At 68.6% G+C, this 19,388-nt stretch carries 16 protein-coding genes; 14 read left to right on the top strand and 2 right to left on the bottom strand.

Going from position 1 to position 19,388, the window contains the following annotated elements:
- The first annotated feature begins 14 nt into the window (after positions 1-14).
- Both K5L49_RS10900 and K5L49_RS10895 read left to right on the top strand, forming a co-directional pair.
- Positions 15-3,887 (top strand): beta strand repeat-containing protein, encoded by a 3,873-nt coding sequence (locus tag K5L49_RS10900; RefSeq protein ID WP_223692683.1) that lies wholly within the window; start codon positions 15-17, stop codon positions 3,885-3,887.
- A 51-nt stretch (positions 3,888-3,938) separates the two neighbouring features.
- Positions 3,939-4,988 (top strand): zinc-dependent alcohol dehydrogenase family protein, encoded by a 1,050-nt coding sequence (locus K5L49_RS10895; RefSeq protein ID WP_223692681.1) that lies wholly within the window; start codon positions 3,939-3,941, stop codon positions 4,986-4,988.
- Between the two features lie 42 nt (positions 4,989-5,030).
- Here K5L49_RS10895 and K5L49_RS10890 read toward each other — a convergent pair whose 3' ends face one another.
- A complete protein-coding gene (locus tag K5L49_RS10890) occupies positions 5,031-5,618 on the bottom strand; it encodes a nitroreductase family protein (RefSeq protein WP_223692680.1) in 588 nt (195 codons plus the stop codon).
- 553 nt (positions 5,619-6,171) lie between these two features.
- Here K5L49_RS10890 and K5L49_RS10885 point away from each other — a divergent pair.
- The 12 genes from K5L49_RS10885 (at position 6,172) to K5L49_RS10830 (ending at position 18,824) form a co-directional block, all read left to right on the top strand.
- Complete coding sequence (locus K5L49_RS10885; protein ID WP_223692679.1) at positions 6,172-7,734, top strand: glycosyltransferase family 2 protein; 1,563 nt, start codon at positions 6,172-6,174, stop codon at positions 7,732-7,734.
- Entirely contained in the window at positions 7,727-9,172 is a 1,446-nt protein-coding gene (locus K5L49_RS10880; protein WP_223692678.1) for a glycoside hydrolase family 26 protein, read from the top strand. The genes K5L49_RS10885 and K5L49_RS10880 overlap by 8 nt, the downstream gene beginning before the upstream one ends.
- Positions 9,173-9,197: 25 nt before the next feature.
- Entirely contained in the window at positions 9,198-10,589 is a 1,392-nt protein-coding gene (locus K5L49_RS10875; protein ID WP_223692677.1) for a UDP-glucose dehydrogenase family protein, read from the top strand.
- Between the two features lie 65 nt (positions 10,590-10,654).
- Positions 10,655-11,665 carry a UTP--glucose-1-phosphate uridylyltransferase gene (locus K5L49_RS10870; RefSeq protein WP_223692676.1) on the top strand — a complete coding sequence of 337 codons (1,011 nt, stop codon included), beginning with the start codon at positions 10,655-10,657 and terminating at the stop codon, positions 11,663-11,665.
- Positions 11,666-11,909: 244 nt separating this feature from the next.
- Positions 11,910-12,884 (top strand): ABC transporter permease, encoded by a 975-nt coding sequence (locus K5L49_RS10865; protein WP_223692675.1) that lies wholly within the window; start codon positions 11,910-11,912, stop codon positions 12,882-12,884.
- On the top strand, positions 12,884-13,687 hold the full coding sequence (locus K5L49_RS10860) for an ABC transporter permease (RefSeq protein WP_223692674.1): 804 nt from the start codon (positions 12,884-12,886) through the stop codon (positions 13,685-13,687). The genes K5L49_RS10865 and K5L49_RS10860 overlap by 1 nt, the downstream gene beginning before the upstream one ends.
- A 46-nt stretch (positions 13,688-13,733) precedes the next feature.
- A complete protein-coding gene (locus tag K5L49_RS10855; protein WP_223692673.1) occupies positions 13,734-14,804 on the top strand; it encodes an ABC transporter substrate-binding protein in 1,071 nt (356 codons plus the stop codon).
- Positions 14,805-14,833: 29 nt separating this feature from the next.
- Positions 14,834-15,949: an ABC transporter ATP-binding protein gene (locus tag K5L49_RS10850; protein WP_223692672.1), complete on the top strand. Its 1,116-nt coding sequence runs from the start codon at positions 14,834-14,836 to the stop codon at positions 15,947-15,949.
- Positions 15,950-15,988: 39 nt separating this feature from the next.
- Entirely contained in the window at positions 15,989-16,783 is a 795-nt protein-coding gene (locus tag K5L49_RS10845) for a carbon-nitrogen hydrolase family protein (protein ID WP_223692670.1), read from the top strand.
- 51 nt (positions 16,784-16,834) lie between these two features.
- Entirely contained in the window at positions 16,835-17,509 is a 675-nt protein-coding gene (locus K5L49_RS10840) for an RraA family protein (protein WP_223692668.1), read from the top strand.
- 58 nt (positions 17,510-17,567) lie between these two features.
- Positions 17,568-18,326: a 3-keto-5-aminohexanoate cleavage protein gene (locus tag K5L49_RS10835; protein WP_223692666.1), complete on the top strand. Its 759-nt coding sequence runs from the start codon at positions 17,568-17,570 to the stop codon at positions 18,324-18,326.
- A 33-nt stretch (positions 18,327-18,359) separates the two neighbouring features.
- Positions 18,360-18,824 (top strand): Lrp/AsnC family transcriptional regulator, encoded by a 465-nt coding sequence (locus tag K5L49_RS10830; RefSeq protein ID WP_223692664.1) that lies wholly within the window; start codon positions 18,360-18,362, stop codon positions 18,822-18,824.
- Positions 18,825-18,849: 25 nt separating this feature from the next.
- On the opposite strand, the gene K5L49_RS10825 is transcribed toward K5L49_RS10830, so the two are convergent.
- Positions 18,850-19,359 (bottom strand): Lrp/AsnC family transcriptional regulator, encoded by a 510-nt coding sequence (locus K5L49_RS10825; protein ID WP_223692662.1) that lies wholly within the window; start codon positions 19,357-19,359, stop codon positions 18,850-18,852.
- Positions 19,360-19,388 lie beyond the last annotated feature (29 nt).

Below are 19,388 nucleotides of genomic sequence, written 5' to 3'. Positions count from 1 at the left end.
AGCCGTGTCAGCCAATGACCCCCAGAATCGCTCGTGCCACCGCCGTTCTCCTCAGTTCGCTTCTCGTGGTCGGCGGTCTTCTCGCCGTCGCCGGGCCGGCCGCCGCAGCGGGGACGCTCGTGGTCACCTCGACCGCCGACAGCGATGCGAACCATGCGTGCACGACCGCTTCGATCACGGTGGTTGCTTCTCCGACCACGCTGCGCAACGCGCTCTGCGTGGCGAACAACCTCGGTGGGGGCCAGACGGTTCAGGTTCCCGATGGGAGCTACACGCTGACGACCGGTCCTCTCGCGGTCGGTACGCTGCCCGGTTCCGACATCACCGTGCAGGCGGCCCCGGGGGCGACCCCGACCGTGACCGGTGACGGCACGGATCAGGTCTTCACCCTCGACCCCGGCCAGCTGGGCGGAATGGCCGCGACGATCGACGGGCTCACCGTGACCGGTGGCGTCGACAACGTCTACGGCGGCGGCGCGCTCATCGGAGGGTCCGCTTCGCCCGGGATGCAGCCGGATTCGCTCGTCGTGCGCAACTCCACGTTCTCGGGCAACGCCGCGAACACCGTCGCCGACCCCACCAACCAGGCCGGCGGCGCCATCCAGTTCGTGGGCGGCTCCCTCACGGTGACCGGCTCGACCTTCTCTCAGAACTCCTCCGGAAGCAGCGCGGGCGGCGCCATCGCCTACCAGTCCGTTCCCGGGATGGCGAGCCAGGCGCTCACGGTCAGCGGCAGCACGTTCAGCAAGAACAGCACGAAGACAGTCGGTGGGGTCGACAACGGCGGTGCCGCGATCTGGATCGCCGACCCGGCCGGCGGCACGCCGCTCGGCATCGACACCAGCACGTTCGACCAGAACGGTGCGGTCGGCTCCGCAGGGAACACCGCTCGCGGCGGTGCGATCTGGCTCGAGTCCGGTGCCCTCGGCGTGATCGGCTCGACGTTCACCGCCAACACGGTCAGCGGGGGCGGGACGGGTGCCGCGGCGATCGACGTGGCCGGCGGATCCCTCACGGCGCACTTCAACCGCATCGCGGGGAACGTCGGTGGGGCGGCGGTCGCCGTCACCGGAGGGGCAACGGCCAACGCCACTCAGAACTGGTGGGGATGCTCGGGCGGGCCCGGCGCATCCGGGTGCGACAACGTCTCCGGCTTGACCGCTTCGCCGTATCTGAAATTGACCGCGACGGCGTCGCCCACGCTCATCCTGCCGCCGTCGACCAGCTCCACGGTCACCGCCGGACTGCTCACGGACTCGGCTGGGGGAGCCGTCGACCCGGCCTCGCTCGACGCATTCGACGGGCTGCCGATCGTCTGGTCTGGTGCGGCGCCGGCGGGAGCGGGATCCTCGCCGAGCACCAGCGCGCTCGCGCTGGGGGTGGCGACGACCACATACCACTCGCAGGGCACGACCGGGCAGGGTTCCCTCACCGCGAAGCTCGACAGCGGAACAGCCGTCGCGGCTGTCGCGACGGCGGTGGCGCCGCTGATCACCTCGCCGGCGACCGCCTCCGCGATCGTCGGAACCACGGGAACGGTCACCGTCACGACTACCGGCTTCCCGGCGCCGACCCTCACGATCTCGCCCGCCGTTCTGCCGACCGGGCTGACCTTCACCGACAAGGGCAATGGCACTGCGACGATCACCGGCGCCCCGGCCGCCGGAACGGGCGGCAGCTACTCGTTCGTGATCACAGCGCAGAACGTCGTCAGCACCACGACCCAGACCCTGACCCTGAACGTGCGGCAGAGCCCGTCGTTCACAAGCGCCGGCTCGGCCGCCTTCGTGGCCGGCAGCGCGGGCTCCTTCGTGGTCACCGCATCCGGCCGCCCGACGCCGACGCCGATCAGCGAGACCGGCACGCTTCCGGCCGGCGTCACCTTCCTCGACAACGGAAACGGCACGGCGACCATCAGCGGCACGCCGACGGCGGGAACAGGCGGCGCGTACCCTCTGACCCTGACGGCGGACAACGCCGTCGGCACCGCGGCCTCGCAGTCGTTCACTCTCACGGTGACCGAGGCGCCCAGCTTCACCGGCCCGACCTCGGTCTCCGGCACGATCGGGGTTCCGTTCAGCGAGACGGTGACCACCGGTCATGCGTATCCGGCCGTCACGACGATCACGATCGCCTCGGGCGCCCTGCCGACTGGTCTGACGCTCGCCGACAACGGCGACGGAACGGCGACCATCAGCGGCACGCCGACAGGAACCGGCGGCGATACCGATGTCGCACTGTCCGCGTCGAACGGCGTCTCGCCCGACGCCTCGCAGACCGTCCACTTCCTGATCAACCAGGCTCCGGCGATCACTCTGCCCGCGGCCGCCCAGACGGTGAATGCCGGTAACACCGTCAGCTTCACCGCGGGCGCGAGCGGATACCCTGCACCCGGCGTGCAGTGGTACGTCTCGACGAACGGCGGAAGCACCTACACTGCCATACCCGGCGCCACGTCGGCCACATACTCGTTCACGGCTGCGCAGAGCGACAACCGCCGCCTCTATCTCGCCGGGTTCACGAACGCCGCCGGCTTCGCCTCGACGCATGCGGCGCTCTCGGTGGGGACCGCGCCCACCATCAGCAGCGCGGCGGCGGCCCGGTTCGCCGCCGGGGGCGGCGCGCAGAGCTTCGCCGTCACGACCTCCGGCATCCCCGATGCGGCACTGAGCCTGTCGGGAACCCGACCGGCCTGGCTGAGCTTCACCGACAACGGCGACGGAACAGCGACGCTCGCCGGCACGCCCCCAGTGGGCTCCAGTGGCCAGTACCCATTCACGATCGCGGCGACGAATGGCTTCTCTCCCGCTGCCAGCCAGTCGTTCGTGCTCACCGTCAGCGCCCCGCCGACGTTCACGAGCGCCTCGGCGGCCACGCTGTCCGCGGGCGCGGCCGGCTCCTTCGCTGTGACGACGACGGCGGGCTTCCCGGCGGCGACGACGATCACGGAGACGGGATCGCTTCCCACCGGGGTGACGTACACCGATAACGGCGATGGCTCGGCGATGATCGCCGGAACGCCGCGCTCCGGCACGGGCGGCGTCTACACGCTCACCCTGACGGCGTCGAACGGTGTCGCGACGAACGCCGTGCAGACCCTCAGGCTCACCGTCGTGGAGGCAGTGGCGTTCACGAGCCCAGCAACCCTCACGGTCACCCGCGGCGTCGGTGTCGACTTCGCGGTGACGACGGGGGCGGCCTATCCGGCGGTGTCGGGCATCGCCGTGGCCGGCGCATTGCCCGCCGGGCTGACCTTCACTGACAACGGCGACGGAACGGCGACGATCGGCGGCACCACCGTCGCCCCGGTCGCCACGACGCCGCTCGTTCTCATCGCATCGGCCTCGGGTCGACCCGATGTCACGCAGCCCTTCATGCTGGTGGTCGAAGACGCGCAGACCGTGCCGCTGCCGCTGATCACGCCCACCGCATCCGGTCCCCTCGCCGGGGTCCCGGGAGCGGTGAAGCCGGGCGACACGCTCACGCTGACGGCCGCCGGGTTCGCCCCCGACGCGCCCGTGAGTTTCGGCATTTACTCGGCGCCCACTCTGCTCACCGTCGTCAACGCGGATGCGACCGGCACGGCCACGGCGACCGTCACGATCCCGGCCGGATTCACCGGCGCGCACTCGCTCGTCGCTGCCGGGATCGCTCCGGACGGCTCGGTGCGTTACCTGCGGACCGACATCACCCTGCCGTCAGCCCCGGTCACGCCGGGCGGCACGGGCGGTACGGCCTCCGGCGGCACGGGGTCGGGCACAGCCGGAACGAACGGCGGGGAGCTGCCGGACACGGGCCTCGACGTCTCCGGGCTCGCCCTGCTCGCCCTGCTGCTGCTCGCCGCGGGTGCAGCAGTCGCGTTGCGCCGCCGACCGCGCAACGGCTGACCGCGCCGTCCCGAGGACATCGGGCAGCGGCGCGGAGCGTAGGCTCAGTGCATGCTTGCGACAGTGATTCACGGTGAACGGGATGTGCGGATCGAACAGGTTCCCGACCCGGTGCTCTCGACCGGCGGCGACGCCATCGTGCGCGTCGTCGCCGCCTGTGTCTGCGGGTCCGACCTCTGGCCGTACCGCGGGATCACCCCCACCAAGGAGCCGCACCGCATCGGCCACGAGTTCGTCGGCGTCGTCGAGGAGGTCGGCCCGGAGGTGACGACGCTCCTCCCCGGCGACTTCGTCATCGCGCCGTTCTACGACTGCGACATGACCTGTGTGAACTGCCGCAACGGCGTCAGCACCTCGTGCCTGCACGGCGGCTGGTGGGGCTCGAACGACCGGCTGGGCGGCTTCGCCGACGGTGGTCAGGGTGAGCGGGTGCGCGTTCCGCACGCCGACGGGTCACTCGTCGCGACACCCGAGTACCCGCGTGAAGAACTCATCCCCAGCCTGCTCACCCTTGCGGATGTGATGGGCACGGGTCACCACGCCGCTGTCTCGGCCGGCGTCACCCGTGGCAGCACCGTCGTCGTGGTCGGCGACGGTGCGGTGGGGCTCTGCGCCGTGCTGGCATCGTCGCGGCTGGGCGCTTCGCGTATCGTCGTCATGTCACGCCACGAGGCGCGGCAGGAGCTCGCCCGCGAGTTCGGCGCCACCGACATCATCGCCGCGCGAGGCGACGAGGGCGTGGCCGCCGTGAAAGCGCTGCTCGACGGTGTCGGCGCCGACTGCGTGCTCGAGGCGGTCGGCACCAAGGAGTCGATGGATCAGGCCATCCGCTCCGCGCGCCCCGGCGGCATGGTCGGCTATGTCGGAGCGCCGAACGGCGGCCCGGAACTGCCCGTTCGGCCGCTCTTCAACAGCAACATCGGGGTCAACGGCGGGGTCGCGCCGGTGCGCAACTATGTGGAGGAGCTGCTGCCCGATGTGCTGTCGGGCGCCATCGATCCCGGCCGGGTGTTCGATCTCGAACTGCCGCTCGCCGAGATCGCCGAGGCATACGCGGCCATGGATGAGCGCCGCGCGATCAAGGTCCTCGTTCGTCCCTGAGCGGTCTCGGCGACCTCGGGCTTCGGCCGGGTCGAGGGTCCGCTATTCGTTGACGAGGATGATGTCGTCGAGCGGAACCCGGGTGCGCGGCGCGATCTCGCGGGAGCGCAGCGGCTCGGGCAGCGCGTCCGGGTCGCCGACGGTGCCGAGCGCGGTGACGGAGACGGGCGTGAAGCGCTCGTCGATGCCGAAGGCCTCACGCAGCCCGTCGGCGACGAAGCCGCCCATCTGGTGCACGTGCAGACCATCGTGGTGAGCCTGCACGCTGAGGTGCGCGACGGCCTGGCCCACGTCGTAGCTGGCCCAGCGGCGCTCGGCGCCCTCGGCGTCGACGTCTTCGGTGATGGCGACGATCAGCGCACTCGCTGCGCCCGCCCACGCCTGGTTGAACCCCATCAGGTTCGCCACCACCGCGTCGAAGGCTGCGGTGCCGCGGCGGGCGACGATGAACCGCCACGGCTGGGTGTTGGCCGCCGACGGTGACCAGCGGGCGGCCTCGAGGGCGGCGGTCAGCTTCGTCTCGTCGATCGTCGAACCGTCGAAGGAGCGGGGGCTCCATCGTTCGGCGAGAGCGGGGAGGAGGGTGACGGTCGTATCGGCCGTGCGGGACGTGAGATCGGCGATGGACATGGGACTCCTGGGGTCGAACGGATAATGGGTGCGGCTCCATTGCCAATCTATGTAAACACATCAATCCGGACGGTATTCCCGCCCGGCTCATGTCCCCCGAAACGCCGACAGCCGGAGTGCACCGAGCCTGAACGGTTTGTTACAAATGTGTAAATTCTCAGAGAGTTCAGGCGGCATTCAGGGGCGCATTTCTGGTCGATTTCCGCCCCTCGAACCGGGGTACAAGCCGGGGGACAACTCGATCGGGCGACCGAAATCGACCGGTCGTCGTCGCCGTTGTGGAATGGTCGCCTGACCGGCCGTTCCCTGACCCCCGATCGAGGGGGTGTCCCCCAGAGTGCCGACACGGATCCCGTGTCCCCTTCCCGACGGACATCGGGTGCGGCGCACCCTCCTCCGGCGGCACCGTCCGCACCCTCCCACGGCGACCCGACCGTCGAAATCCGCGCCTTGCGCGCCCCGAACGGGTGCCGCTAGAAACGAGATCAACCGAATCCTGACCAGGTCCCCGACGCCGCGGACATCGACGCCTCGACCACGAAAGGTCTCCTTCGTGTTCATTTTCATCCTGCAGATCCGTCACATGCTCGACGGACATCCCGACCTCTATCTCTTCGCGGTGTACTCCGCCCTCATCTGGTTCATCTGGCTCCTCAAGGTGATCATCTCGCGCCGCTACCGGCCGTACGTCGACGACGTGGACATCTCCACGAGCGTCGTCGTGCCGGTCGTCGACGAGCCGCTCGACCTGTTCCGGGATGTGCTCGGCCGCATGGTCGAGCAGAAGCCGGGCGAGATCATCGTCGTCATCAACGGTGCGCCGAACCCCGGGCTCGTCGAGGTGTGCGAGGAGTTCGCGCCGCTGGTGCGCTGGGTGCACACGCCCATCCCGGGCAAGCGCAACGCCGTGATGATCGGCACGCGGATGTCCACGGGAGACATCACCGTGCTCGTCGACTCCGACACCGTGTGGATGCCCGACGCACTCCGGGAACTCGTCAAGCCGTTCGCCGACGAACGCGTTGGCGGGGTGACGACGAAGCAGCGCATCCTGGAGCCCGAGCGCAGCTGGATCACCCGCTGGGCCGACTGGCTCGAGAACTCGCGGGCGCTGTACTCGATGCCCGCTCAGAGTGTGGTCGGCCAGATCGGCTGCCTCCCCGGGCGCACGATCGCCTTCCGCCGTTCGATCCTGATGCGCGTCATGGACAAGTTCATGACCGAGAAGTTCCTCGGCGTCTTCCTTGAAGTCTCCGACGACCGAACCCTCACCAACCTCACACTCAAAGAGGGCTATCGCACCGTCTACCAGCACACCAGCCTCGTCTACACGGATGCGCCGCTCAAGGTGAAGAAGCTGTTCAAGCAGCAGCTGCGCTGGGCCCGCGGCAGCCAGTACAACACGCTGCGGATGCTGCCGTGGATGCTCGGTCACGCGCCGCTGCTGGCGTTCTTCTTCATCACCGACATCATCCTGCCGTTCGTGCTGTTCGGCGTGCTCCTCGGCTGGATCTACCGGTCGATCACCGGGCAGGGCTACAACCTCTACGAGGGGTTCCTCAACGCCTACGGCGTGCAGACGGGCGTGCTGGCGGTGATCGCGCTGATGGTCGTCTCCTCGGTGATCAGCATGTCCATCCGGCAGATCCGTCACCTCTCCGAGAAGCCGACCGACTTCTTCCGGCTGCCCGTGTTCATCATCGTCTCGACGTTCTTCCTCATGCCGATCCGGTTGCTCGGGTTCTTCCGCATGGCGCACGCCAGCGGGTGGGGCACCCGGGCCGGGGCCTATGCGGGCGGTCCGAACGAGATCACGGCCGACCACGAGATCGACGCGTCCGATGCGGCGATCGACTCGGCCGACGACTCCACCGGTGCCTCCGGTGCCTCCGGTGCCTCCGGTCCGACGACCTCGCCGTCGCTGCCTGACGCGGTCGGCGGGCTCACCACCTCGACCGCGCTCGCCACCCGTGCCGAGACGCGCAAGGCCGCCGCTCAGAGTGCTGCCGCGCCGTCGAACACGCGCGCCGAACGCCGCCGGCTCAACCCCCTCGCCGCCATCCCCTACGTGATCGGTATCGCGATCCTGACCCTGGAGGCTCTGTTCCTTGTCTGACAACACCGTCACCTGGTGGGCGCAAAGCAAATCCCGCTCACAAGCCACCGCCGCGGCGTTCCTCGTGCTTGCAGTCGTGCTCAGCGGCATCTCCTACTTCGTCTGGTCCTCCCCGACCAGCCCGGTTCGCAGCGTGGTGAACGCCGCCGTCGAAGCGGTGAACCCGCTCGCCGGCGAGAACACCAAGCTCAAGAAGAGCCTGGCAAGCGCCACGGCCACCATCGCCTCCCAGAAGGGCAAGCTCTCCGCCGTGCAGGCGAAGGCTCTCGCCGCCCAGGCCAGCACGGCCAAACAGCTCGCCCAGGCACAGCAACGCGCCACCATCGCCGAGAATGCCCTCGCCCAGGCGAAGGCCGCGGTCGGGGCGGTCGCCGGAACGAAGACGGGGACCGCATCCGGTGCCAAACCCTCGCCCGGAAAGGGGTCGGGAGCCACGCCGCCGACTCCGATCACCGCCCCGGCCAAGGCGCAGCTCCTCACGCCGGCCTCGCGCTACTTCGGCATGTACACGGAGCAGGCGCCCTTCAACTGGGCGACCTTCGACGCCACGAGCGCGAAGATCGGCGTGCAGCCGAACGTCGTCGGCTACTTCAGCGGATGGGATGAGAGCTTCCGGGCCAACGCGGTCACCCGTGCGTGGCAGAACGGCCGACTGCCGATGATGACCTGGGAGTCCCGCCCGATCACCGATGGCAACGACACTGTGGACGCACCGGCGTACTCCCTCCCGAAGATCATCGGAGGCGACTTCGATGCCTACCTGCACACGTACGCGAAAGACATCGTCGCCACAGGGCTGCCGCTCGCCATCCGTCTCGACCACGAAATGAACGGCATCTGGTATCCCTGGGCCGAGACCGACGGCTCAGGCAAGTCGATCAACGGGAACAGCGCCGGCGACTACGTGAAGATGTGGCGGCACGTGCACGACATCTTCCAGCAGGAGGGGGCCAACTCCCTTGTGATGTGGGTGTGGTCGCCGAACATCGTGAACAACCTCCCCGCGAGCCACAAGGTCGCCGGCTACCTCGACTCGCTCTACCCGGGTGACGCCTACGTCGACTGGGTCGGTCTCTCCGGCTACCTGCGCCCGCCGTACAAGGCCGACAACAACTTCACCTTCGACTACACGTTCGGGCCGAGTCTCAAGGCGCTGCGCGCCCTGACCACGAAACCGATCATGCTCTCGGAGGTCGGGGCCTCGGAGACCGACGGCCACAAACCCGCTTGGATCACCTCGTTCTTCGACGCGATGGGCAAACCCGAGAACGCCGACATCGTCGGGTTCTCCTGGTTCAACCTCGCCGTCACCAGCTATGTGGAGGGCGTCCGAGCGACGAACGACTGGCGTATCGACTCCCGGGCCGACTCATTGTCGGCGTTCATCGCGGGCCTCACCAGACCCGAAGACCGCTTCACGCTCACCCCGGCGCGCTAGCCGCACCCCGCGAAAGGACAGCACCATGAAGAAGACCACGAAAGACCTCCCCGTTCCCCGTATCAGCGTGATCGGCACCGGCTACCTCGGGGCGACCCACGCGGCTGCGATGGCCGAACTCGGGTTCGAGGTGATCGGCGTCGACACCGATCAGCACAAGGTCGACGAGCTGAGCGAGGGCCGCGTCCCATTCTTCGAGCCGGGTCTGCCCGAGCTCATCAAACGGCATGCCGCCTCCGGGCGGCTGCGGTTCACCATCGACATCGCCGAGGCGACCGCGGCGTCGGATGTGCACTTCATCTGCGTCGGTACGCCGCAGCAGTCCGGGAGTTTCGCCGCAAACCTGAGCTACGTCGAGTCGGCGGCACGGTCGATCGCGGAGAACCTCACCCACGACGGGCTGATCGTCGGCAAGTCGACGGTCCCCGTCGGCACGGCCGCGCGTCTGCGCGCGATCGTGGCCGACGCCGCCCCGCGCGGGCTCCAGGCGGAGGTCGTCTGGAATCCCGAATTCCTGCGGGAGGGCAAGGCGGTCGAAGACACGCTCGCACCCGACCGGCTCGTCTTCGGCGGCGCGTCCGCACACGCCGAAGCCGTGCTGCGGCAGGTGTACGCACAGCCGATCGCCGGCGGCACGCCGGTTCTCACGGCCGACCTGCCCACCGCCGAGCTCGTGAAAGTGAGCGCGAACGCGTTCCTCGCCACGAAGATCTCGTTCATCAACGCCATCTCCGAGATCTGCGACGCCGCCGGAGCGGATGTCGCTCTGCTGGCGGATGCGCTCGGCCACGACAAGCGCATCGGCCGCCAGTTCCTCAACGCGGGCCTCGGCTTCGGTGGCGGCTGCCTGCCCAAAGACATCCGCGCGCTGATGCACCGGTCGAGCGAACTCGGCGCTTTCGCGGCCGTCGGGCTGCTTCAGCAGGTGGACGAGATCAACATGGGGCGTCGCCAACGGGTGATCGACCTCGCCCTGAAAGCCTGCGGAGGCTCCGTTCTCAACCGCCGCATCGGCGTTCTCGGCGCGGCATTCAAACCGCACACCGACGATGTGCGCGACTCGCCGGCGCTCAATGTGGCGGCCGCTCTGCACCTTCGCGGGGCGCAGGTGGTCGTCTACGACCCCCAGGCCGGCGGCACCGCCCAACGCATGTTCCCGACCCTCGGCTACGCCGCCTCGGTCGACGAAGCGGTGGCCGGAGCCGATGTGACCGTCGTACTCACGGAGTGGCCCGAGTTCGTCGACCTCGACCCGGTCATCGTCGGTGAGAAGGTCAAGCACCGCAGCGTCATCGACGCCCGCAACTGCCTCGACGCGACCGCCTGGAGCCGGGCCGGCTGGAGCGTGCAGTCGATGGGCCGTGTTCCTGAGGCGGCGCCGCTCGCCGACGACCTCGCCGAGCTCGCGGTGCGCTGAGCCGCCGCATCCGTCTTCCACTTCCCTCTTTACCGTCTCGACCGTCGACCGTTCAGGAGTACACCGTGACCCACTATGTGACAAAAGCCGTCATCCCCGCCGCCGGACTCGGAACCCGCTTCCTGCCCGCCACCAAGGCGATGCCGAAGGAGATGCTGCCCGTCGTCGACAAGCCGGCCATTCAGTACGTGGTGGAGGAGGCCGTCAGCTCCGGACTCCACGATGTGCTGCTCGTCACCGGGCGCAATAAGAATGCGCTCGAGAACCACTTCGATCGCGCCACCGAACTGGAGGACACGCTCGCCCGCAAAGGCGACACCGACCGTCTGCAGAAGGTGAACCACTCCACCGGCCTCGCCGATATGCACTACGTGCGCCAGGGCGACCCCAAAGGCCTCGGCCACGCCGTGCTGCGCGCCAAGATGCACATCGGGCACGAGCCGTTCGCCGTGCTGCTCGGCGACGACATCATCGACGCCCGAGACCCCTTGCTCACCCGGATGCTCGACGTGCAGCGCGAACGGAACACCACCGTCGTCGCCCTGATGGAGGTGGACCCGAGCCAGATCCACCTCTACGGCGCTGCCGCTGTCGTGGCCACCGACGAACCGGATGTGGTGCGCATCACGGGCCTGGTCGAGAAGCCGGACCGCGACAACGCCCCCTCCTGTTACGCGGTGATCGGCCGTTACGTGCTGCGCCCCGAGATCTTCGACATCCTCGAGAAGACCGAGCCGGGCAAGGGCGGCGAGATCCAGCTGACCGACGCCCTCCAGGGCCTCGCCTGCGCCCCGGATTGGACGGGTGGGGTGCACGGCGTCATCTTCAGAGGCCGCCGCTACGACACTGGTGACCGCCTCGACTACATCAAAGCCATCGTGCAGCTGGCCGCCGACCGTCCCGACCTCGGCCCGGACCTCGTCCCCTGGCTGGAGGAGTTCGTCGCCCGTGTCGCCCCCGGTGCTCCGGCTCCCGCCGGTGCTCCCATCGCCACCCCCGCAACGGAACCCACTCCCACCGAGCCCCCCACCCGCCGCCCCAAGAAGTCCCCCACTCCCGAACCCGCCCTCGTCTGACCCCTGCTCACCCCGGCTCTCCGTTGAGAAGCGGCACACGCATCGAAAGCAGCTCCATATCGATGCTTGTGCCGCTTTTCGCTGCCGTCCGGGGTGGGTCGGTTCGGGAGCGGTCGCTTCGAAATGCGTCAGCATGTAACGCTTGCTCCACTGATCTCGTGGCGGCCACCCGTATCTGAACGGTGAACGCGCGCCCAACAATGGATCAACAATCGGATCGATTGATGGAGGTGCGTGACAGCGCATGAGCGGACAAACGTTGCGGCTGCAAGCCGAGACCCGGAAGCCGGGCACACCCGACGCTTCCGCGCCGACGGGGCAGGAAGCCGGGGGCCGGGAGACGCTGCGGCCGGCACCCCGCCGACGGCCGAGAACTCTCGGAGGCTGGCTGCTGCTCGCACCGGCGATCGTCGCTGTGCTCGGTCTGGCGATCGTGCCCATCCTTCTCGTCGCCCGCAACTCGTTCGCGGAGAGCAACGTCTACGGCGGTGTGACCGGCGGGTTCACCCTCGACAACTACGCGCATTTGCTCGACCCGGTCTACGCGAAGGTTCTCGGCTACAGCCTCGGGATGGCGCTCCTCAACACCGTCGTCTGTCTCGTCGTCGGCTACATCGTCTCGTACTACATCGTCTCGCGGCCGCCGTCGCGACAGTCCCTGCTGCTCCTGCTGATCATCGTCCCGTTCTGGACGGACTTCCTGGTCCGCACCTTCTCCTGGATCACCCTGCTCGGCCGCGGCGGACCGGTGTTCGGCATCCTCGAGGCGGCAGGGGTCGACACGGCGAACCTCAGCCTCATCCCGAGCCAGGGTGCGGTCGTGATGGGTCTGCTCTACGCGTTCCTCCCCACCGCGATCTTCCCCATCTATGCGAGCATGCGCAGCATCGACCCGTCGGTCAAAGAGGCTGCGGCCGACCTCGGATGCGGGTGGTGGCAGACCCACTTCCGCGTGCTCGTCCCCCTGAGCTCCACCGGTATCGTCGCCGCGGCGATGCTCACGTTCATCCCCACGCTCGGCGTCTTCGTCATCCCGGTGCTGCTCGGCGGGGGAAAGAACCAGCTGGTCGGCAACATGATCGTGACGCTGTACACGGAGTTCCGCAACCAGCCGATGGGCGCGGCCATGTCGATGGTGCTGCTCGGCCTCATGCTCCTCGCGATGGTCGTCGCCGGTCTCATCGCCCGCCGCGGACGTCGAGAGAGGAAGGCCGCCTGATGGAACGCGTGACCTCGTGGATCGCCCGCCTCGTGCTCGTCTTCCTCTACATCCCGATCGTGGCCGTGATCGTCTACTCGTTCAACGCCTCGTCGGCCAGCTACCGCTGGGAGGGCTTCAGCCTGCGCTGGTACGGGGAGCTGTTCGCCGACGACGCCCTGTTGCAGACCCTGCTCATCAGCGTCGTGGTCGGTGTGCTTGCGGCCTCCGTCGCCACCGTCATCGGATTGCTCGCCTCGATCGGATTGGTCCGCTACAACCTGAAGGGCTCGCGGCTCATCCTCGGGGCGATCGTCCTCCCGCTGATCGTGCCCGAGATCGTGCTCGGCGTCGCGCTGCTCAGCGTCTTCAGCTTTCTGCATGTGCCGCTCGGCATCCTCACCCTGGTGCTCGGGCACCTCATCATCACGCTGCCGCTCACCACCCTGATCATGATCGGTGCCTTCCGCACCCTCGACCCGAGCCTCATCGAGGCGGCCGCCGATCTCGGCTGTACGCCCTGGCAGACGTTCACCCGGGTGCTGTTCCCCCTGCTTCGCTCCTCGATCGTCGCCTCCTGGCTGCTCGCCTTCACCGTCTCGCTCGGCAACATCGTGATCTCGACGTTCGTCAACGGCGTCGGCTCCACCACGATGCCGCTGCGCGTGTACTCCCTGCTGAAGACCGGGCTCACGCCCGAGCTCAACGCTCTGGGAACGCTGCTGATCGTCCTGACCTTCGTCATCGTCCTCTCCGTGGGCATCCAACAGATGCGCCGGATCCTGGCGAGCCCATCCGGCCCCGCCACTGCACCGCCCGAGTAAACCCCCGCAATTCGACCCCCACCCCACCCTCGAAAGAGAAGGCTCCATGAAACGCACAGCACTGATCGCGGTCGCCGCGGTCGCAGCCATCGGCCTGACCGCGTGTTCAAGCGGTTCCGGAAACGCGGGCGGTTCATCGCCCGCCTCCAAACAGCTCAACATCTACGCCTGGGCCGACGAGATCCCCAAGAGCGTCATCGCCGCATTCGAGAAAGAGACGGGCATCACCGTCACCGTCGACACGTTCGACGCCAACGAGACGATGATCTCCAAGCTCGCGGCCGGTGGCTCCGGCTACGACATCGTCGAGCCCAGCCAGTACGCGGTGCAGCAGCTCGTCGGCCAGGAGCTCGTGCAGAAGCTCGACCACTCCAAGATCACGGGCCTCGACAACCTGGCCGCCAAGTTCGCCGACCCGAGCTACGACAAGGGCAACGAGTACAGCGTCCCGTGGATCTGGGGCACCACCGGCCTGGCCTACAACACCAAATGCACCGGCGGCAAGGAGCTCACCAGCTGGGATGCGCTGTGGGACCCGGCGTACAAGGGCAAGATCTACATGCTCGACAACATGCTCAGCGCGTACATCCCCGCGCTGCAGGTCAACGGCCTCAAGGCGACCTCGACCAGCGAGAAGGACATCGCGAAAGCGACGCAGTCCCTGCTCGACCAGAAGCCGCTGCTGGCCGGATACAACTCCTCCAACTACGCCGACCTCCTCGCCTCCGGTGATGCCTGCGTCGCCGAATCCTACGGCGGCAGTGCGATCGCGAAGGTCGTCGCCGACAACCCTGACGTGAAGTTCGTCATCCCGAAGGAGGGCGGCACGCTCTGGGTCGACGGCTTCTCCATCGCCAAGGATGCGCCGCACGCCGACGCCGCATACAAGTGGCTGAACTTCACGCTCGAACCGAAAATCGCCGCGATGGCGACCGACGACGGTGGGAGCGCCAGCGCGAACGAGGCGGCGAAGAAGGAGATCACCGACAAAGCCTCGCTCGACAGCGTCGCGGTCTACCCGTCGGCCGAGCAGCTGAAGAACAGCGAGTTCATCGTCGACCCCGGCAAGGCGCTGACCTTCTTCCAGCAGGGCTGGACCAAGGTCAAAGCCTCGTAGCCGACCGACTCTGCAAGGGAACAGATGACATGACCGACACGACAGCCATTCAGCTCACCGGCGTCACCAAGACGTTCGGCACCACCACCGTGGTGCAGCCGCTCGACCTGCGCATCCGCGACAACGAGTTCTTCTCGATCCTCGGGCCGTCGGGTTGCGGCAAGACGACGTTGATGCGGATGATCACCGGGTTCGAGACGCCGACCGCCGGCCGGATCGAGCTGGCCGGGCAGTCTGTGGAGAAGCTGCCGACGCGCAAGCGCGACCTGAACATGCTGTTCCAGAGTTACGCCTTGTTCCCGCACCTGTCGGTGCGCGACAACATCGGGTTCGAGCTCAAGGTGCGCGGGCGCAAGAAGTTCCCGCGACCCGACGAGTCGATCGCCGAGGCGCTGGCGCTGGTGCGCATGGAGAAGTTCGCCGGCCGCAAGCCGAACGAGCTCTCCGGCGGTCAGCGCCAGCGGGTCGCCCTCGCCCGGGCGATCGTCTCCCGGCCTTCGGTGGTGCTGCTCGACGAGCCGCTCGGCGCGCTCGACCAGCAGCTCCGCAAGGAAATGCAGACTGAGCTCAAGCGGATGCAGCGCGAGGTCGGCATCACGTTCGTCTACGTGACACACGACCAGGAGGAGGCGCTCACCATGTCGGATCGCATCGCCGTGATGTCGGACGGCCGTGTCCTCCAGGTGGACACGCCGCGCGCGATCTATGACGAACCCGCCAACCGGTTCGTCGCCGGGTTCATCGGCAACTGCAACCTGCTCGACGCCGTCTACCACTCCACCCCCGCTGGCGCCTCGGTCGAGGTCGCCGGTCTCGGGCCGGTGCCGGTGAACCCGGTGCCGGATGCGGGGGCCGGCCAGGCGGTCAGCCTCGCGATCCGGCCCGAGCGCGTGTCCCTGTCGGCGGACGGGCCGGATATCCGAGTCGAGGCGGGCACCGAGCGTGTCGGCGCCGTCTCCGCCCGGTTGCTCGACGCCGTGTTCCTCGGCGACGAGTGGCGGTACCGCATCCGCACCGACGGCGGGGCCGAGCTCAAGGCGACGCGATCGAGCGGGGAGCCGGATGACGGCCTCTCGACGCTCGCACCGGGCTCACCCGTCTGGGCTTCCTGGGCTGTGGCCGACGCCCGCGTGCTCAGCTCCTGAGCGTCTCCCCACCACTCACCCCTCCCCGAAAGGTCACCCATGAAGGTCGCAGCCGGGCAGCTCGCCCCGACCACCGATCCCGCCGCCAACCGTGCGACCATCGCCGCCCTGGCGGCCGAAGCGGCGAGCGAGGGGGTCGATCTCCTGGTGCTCCCCGAAGAGGCGATGCTCCTGGCCGATGGTGTCGACGAAGACCTGGGCGATCTCGCCCGCCGGGAGTGGCCGGTGTTCGTCGACTTCGTCGCGGGGCTGGCGAGGGAGCATCGCATCGCGATCATCGCCGCCGGGTACGAGGGAAGCGACACCGAACGGCCGTTCAACACCATCGTCGTCTTCGACGCGTCGGGCGCACAGCTCGCCTCCTACCGCAAACTGCACCTCTACGACGCCTTCGCCTATCGCGAGTCGGACTACGTCACGCCCGGCGACGCCAACCCCGTCGTCGTCGAGCTCGGTGGCTTCCTGATCGGCCTCGTGAACTGCTACGACCTGCGGTTCCCTGAGCTGACGCGCAGCCTCATCGACCTCGGCGCCGACCTCATATCGGTGTCGGCGGCGTGGGTGGGCGGCGCGCTGAAGGAGGACCACTGGCGCACGCTGCTCCGAGCCCGGGCCATCGAGAGCACCTCCTGGCTGGTCGCGGCGGGCTCGGCCTCGCCCGACTGCATCGGCTCCAGCATGATCGTCGATCCTCTGGGCGTCGTCCGTTCGGCGTTGGGCGACGAGTCGTATGGGCTTGCCATCGCCACGATCTCTCAGGCGCGCACCGATGAGGCGCGCGCGATCCTCCCCGTGCTGGAGAACCGGCGACTGAACACGACGATCAGCCTCTGACCGCCCCGAACGACCGTCATCGAATCCGTACCCCGACACCCTAGGAGACCCATGCCCATCCGCATCGGCGCCGACTCGCCCACCCTGCCTCCGGAACTCGTCGAGAAGCTGCACCGCGTCTCGTTCCCCACCCTCGGCCACTACCTGGAGGAGGGTTTCGCCGAGCCCGGGCTTCAACGGTTCGCCGGAACCGCTCGGGTGGTCGGCCGCGCTGTGACCGTGCGGACCACCGCCACCGACTCGACGATGCTCCATCACGCCGCCGGGCTGATCCGCCCCGGCGACGTCGCGGTGATCGACACCGGCGGGGATACGCGGCATGCGCCGCTCGGCCAGGTCGTCGCCACGGCGCTCAGCCTGAGGGGCGCCGCCGGTGCGATCGTCGACGGCGCCGCCACCGACATCGATGAGATCCGCGCCCTCGGCCTTCCGGTCTACGCGCGCGGCCTCAGCGTGCTCACCACGAAACTCCACGACATCGACAGCGGGGCGCTGAACGTCCCGGTGACCTGCGGAGGCGTCACGGTGAACCCCGGCGATGTCGTCCTCGCCGACTCCAACGGCGTGCTGTTCGCCTCCGTGGCGACGCTCCAGGCGCTCATCGACACCGCGCTCGAAGACGACGCGGAAGAGCCCGACCTCATCCGCGAGCTCGAGGCCGGTGGCCGCCTGGGCGAGCTCACCGGGGCGACCGCCGCGATCGAGAGATTCCTCTCCGCGCGCTGATCCGCCGCCGGCGGCACCGCCCCACGCACCACCGACCACCCGTTTCGAAAGGTTCCTCATGCTCCTCAAGGCCGCCATCAACGGCGGACGACGTCCGTCCGACATCGCGACCGTGCCCCTCACCGCCGAGCAGATCGCTCGCAGCGGGGCCGAAGCCATCGCCGCCGGCGCCACCGTCGTGCACGCCCATGCGCGCACCGGCTCGGGCGACCAGACCATCCACCCGAACGAGATCGGTGCGATGGTGCGGGCGTTCCGCGCGGCGGCGCCCGGTGCCGCTATCGGGACGACCACCGGTCTCTGGACCTGCTCGGGTCACGAGGAACGACAACGCCTGATCGCCGGCTGGCCCGAGGATGCGCTGCCCGACTTCGCGTCCGTCGCCTTCAGCGAGGAGGGCGCCGCTGAGGCCGCCGAACTGGTCGTCAGCAGGGGAATGGTGCTGGAGAGCGCGGTGTGGTCGCTGGCCGACGTGCCCGCCCTCCTCGCCTCGTCGACGCTCCACCGGAATGTGCGCATCCTGATCGAACCTGAAGACGTCGACCCGGTCGTCGCCGTGGCGCACTGCCGCAGCATGGCTGCCGCGCTTCGCGAGGCGGGTGTCGTCGCACCGCTGCTCTACCACGGGTTCGATCAGACGGTCTGGCCCGTCGTCAACGCGGCGATCGAAGACGGCTGCGAACTTCGCATCGGGCTGGAGGACGGCCTCACCCTGCCCGACGGCTCGCCGGCCGCCGGCAACCGGGAGCTCATCGAGGCGACCCGATCCCTCGTGGCGGCGGCCCGACTCGCGGACGCTCCCAGCCTCGCGGGTTAGTCTTCTGCTCGACCCGACGACCCGAGGCAGACCATGATCGACGACACCGACCGCAAGCTCATCGAGCTGCTCACCCGAGACGGCCGCCGTCCGTACACGGAGATCGCCCAGCAGCTCGAGGTGAGTGAGGCGACGGTGCGAACGCGGGTCGCTCGCCTGCAGGAGCTGGACATCCTGCGCATCGTCGCCCTGTGCAACCCGCTGACCCTCGGCCACCAATCGGTGCGCCTCATGATCAGCGTGCGCGACCATTCGCCGCGGGCGGTGGCCAAGAACCTCGCCGAGATGGCCATGGTCAACCATGTCGCCCTCGGCACGGGCGCGCGGGACATCTACATCGAGGCGACCTGTCGCGACCTCGACCAGCTGGTCACCCTGCTCGACGACGTGCGCCGGCTGCCGGGGGTCGCGGACATCGACGAGCTCGTGCTCCTTGAACTGTTCAAGGACTACTCCTGGGTCGGCCTGCAGCAGAGCGCCGGCCAGAACCCCACCTGACCCGGCCCGCCGGTGGGTCGCACGGTCACCGGGCGACAGCGCCCGTCCGGCGCCGGATGACCTGCTGTGTGTACGGCGTCGAGTCTTCGCGGAAGCCGGCCCAGAGGTAGGTGTCTTTCATGACCTCCAGCACGGTCAGCGTCTCCACCACGTGCACGCCGTTGACCCGGCGGATGCGTTCGCTGAGGATGCCGGACAGGTGCACCACGCTCTCGCAGCGCAGGTCGACGATCAGGTCGTACGCGCCGACCGCGCTCGCCACGAACTTGATCTCCGGGATGGCGACGAGCTGTTTCGCCACGCTCGCGACCGTCACCCCGCGCACCCGGATGGCGACGTGCACCTCGATGTCGCCCAGTTTCGGAGCGTCCGCCATTCCGACGACCTGAACGATGCCGGCCTTCGACAGCCGCCGGTACCGCGCGCGGACGCTCGCCTCCGAGAGGCCGACGTTGCGTCCGATGACGGCGAACGAGCGCCGTCCGTCCATGCGCAGCTGGTCGATGATCTTCCGGTCGATCGAATCGATGTCCACCCCTTAACCCTACTGACCCCCGCCCACTC

Origin of the sequence: Leifsonia poae (genome assembly GCF_020009625.1) — a bacterium.
Taxonomy (GTDB): Bacteria; Actinomycetota; Actinomycetes; order Actinomycetales; family Microbacteriaceae; genus Leifsonia; species Leifsonia poae_A.
Note: the sequence above shows the minus strand (reverse complement) of the source record. Positions and strands in the feature narration are given on the sequence as shown.

Bases quoted from the DNA above. Each gene is read 5' to 3' on its own strand.
- K5L49_RS10900 (WP_223692683.1), top strand. From the start codon at position 15: ATGACCCCCAGAATCGCTCGTGCCACCGCCGTTCTCCTCAGTTCGCTT.
- K5L49_RS10895 (WP_223692681.1), top strand. From the start codon at position 3,939: ATGCTTGCGACAGTGATTCACGGTGAACGGGATGTGCGGATCGAACAG.
- K5L49_RS10890 (WP_223692680.1), bottom strand. From the start codon at position 5,618: ATGTCCATCGCCGATCTCACGTCCCGCACGGCCGATACGACCGTCACC.
- K5L49_RS10875 (WP_223692677.1), top strand. From the start codon at position 9,198: ATGAAGAAGACCACGAAAGACCTCCCCGTTCCCCGTATCAGCGTGATC.
- K5L49_RS10865 (WP_223692675.1), top strand. From the start codon at position 11,910: ATGAGCGGACAAACGTTGCGGCTGCAAGCCGAGACCCGGAAGCCGGGC.
- K5L49_RS10860 (WP_223692674.1), top strand. From the start codon at position 12,884: ATGGAACGCGTGACCTCGTGGATCGCCCGCCTCGTGCTCGTCTTCCTC.
- K5L49_RS10855 (WP_223692673.1), top strand. From the start codon at position 13,734: ATGAAACGCACAGCACTGATCGCGGTCGCCGCGGTCGCAGCCATCGGC.
- K5L49_RS10850 (WP_223692672.1), top strand. From the start codon at position 14,834: ATGACCGACACGACAGCCATTCAGCTCACCGGCGTCACCAAGACGTTC.
- K5L49_RS10845 (WP_223692670.1), top strand. From the start codon at position 15,989: ATGAAGGTCGCAGCCGGGCAGCTCGCCCCGACCACCGATCCCGCCGCC.
- K5L49_RS10840 (WP_223692668.1), top strand. From the start codon at position 16,835: ATGCCCATCCGCATCGGCGCCGACTCGCCCACCCTGCCTCCGGAACTC.
- K5L49_RS10835 (WP_223692666.1), top strand. From the start codon at position 17,568: ATGCTCCTCAAGGCCGCCATCAACGGCGGACGACGTCCGTCCGACATC.
- K5L49_RS10830 (WP_223692664.1), top strand. From the start codon at position 18,360: ATGATCGACGACACCGACCGCAAGCTCATCGAGCTGCTCACCCGAGAC.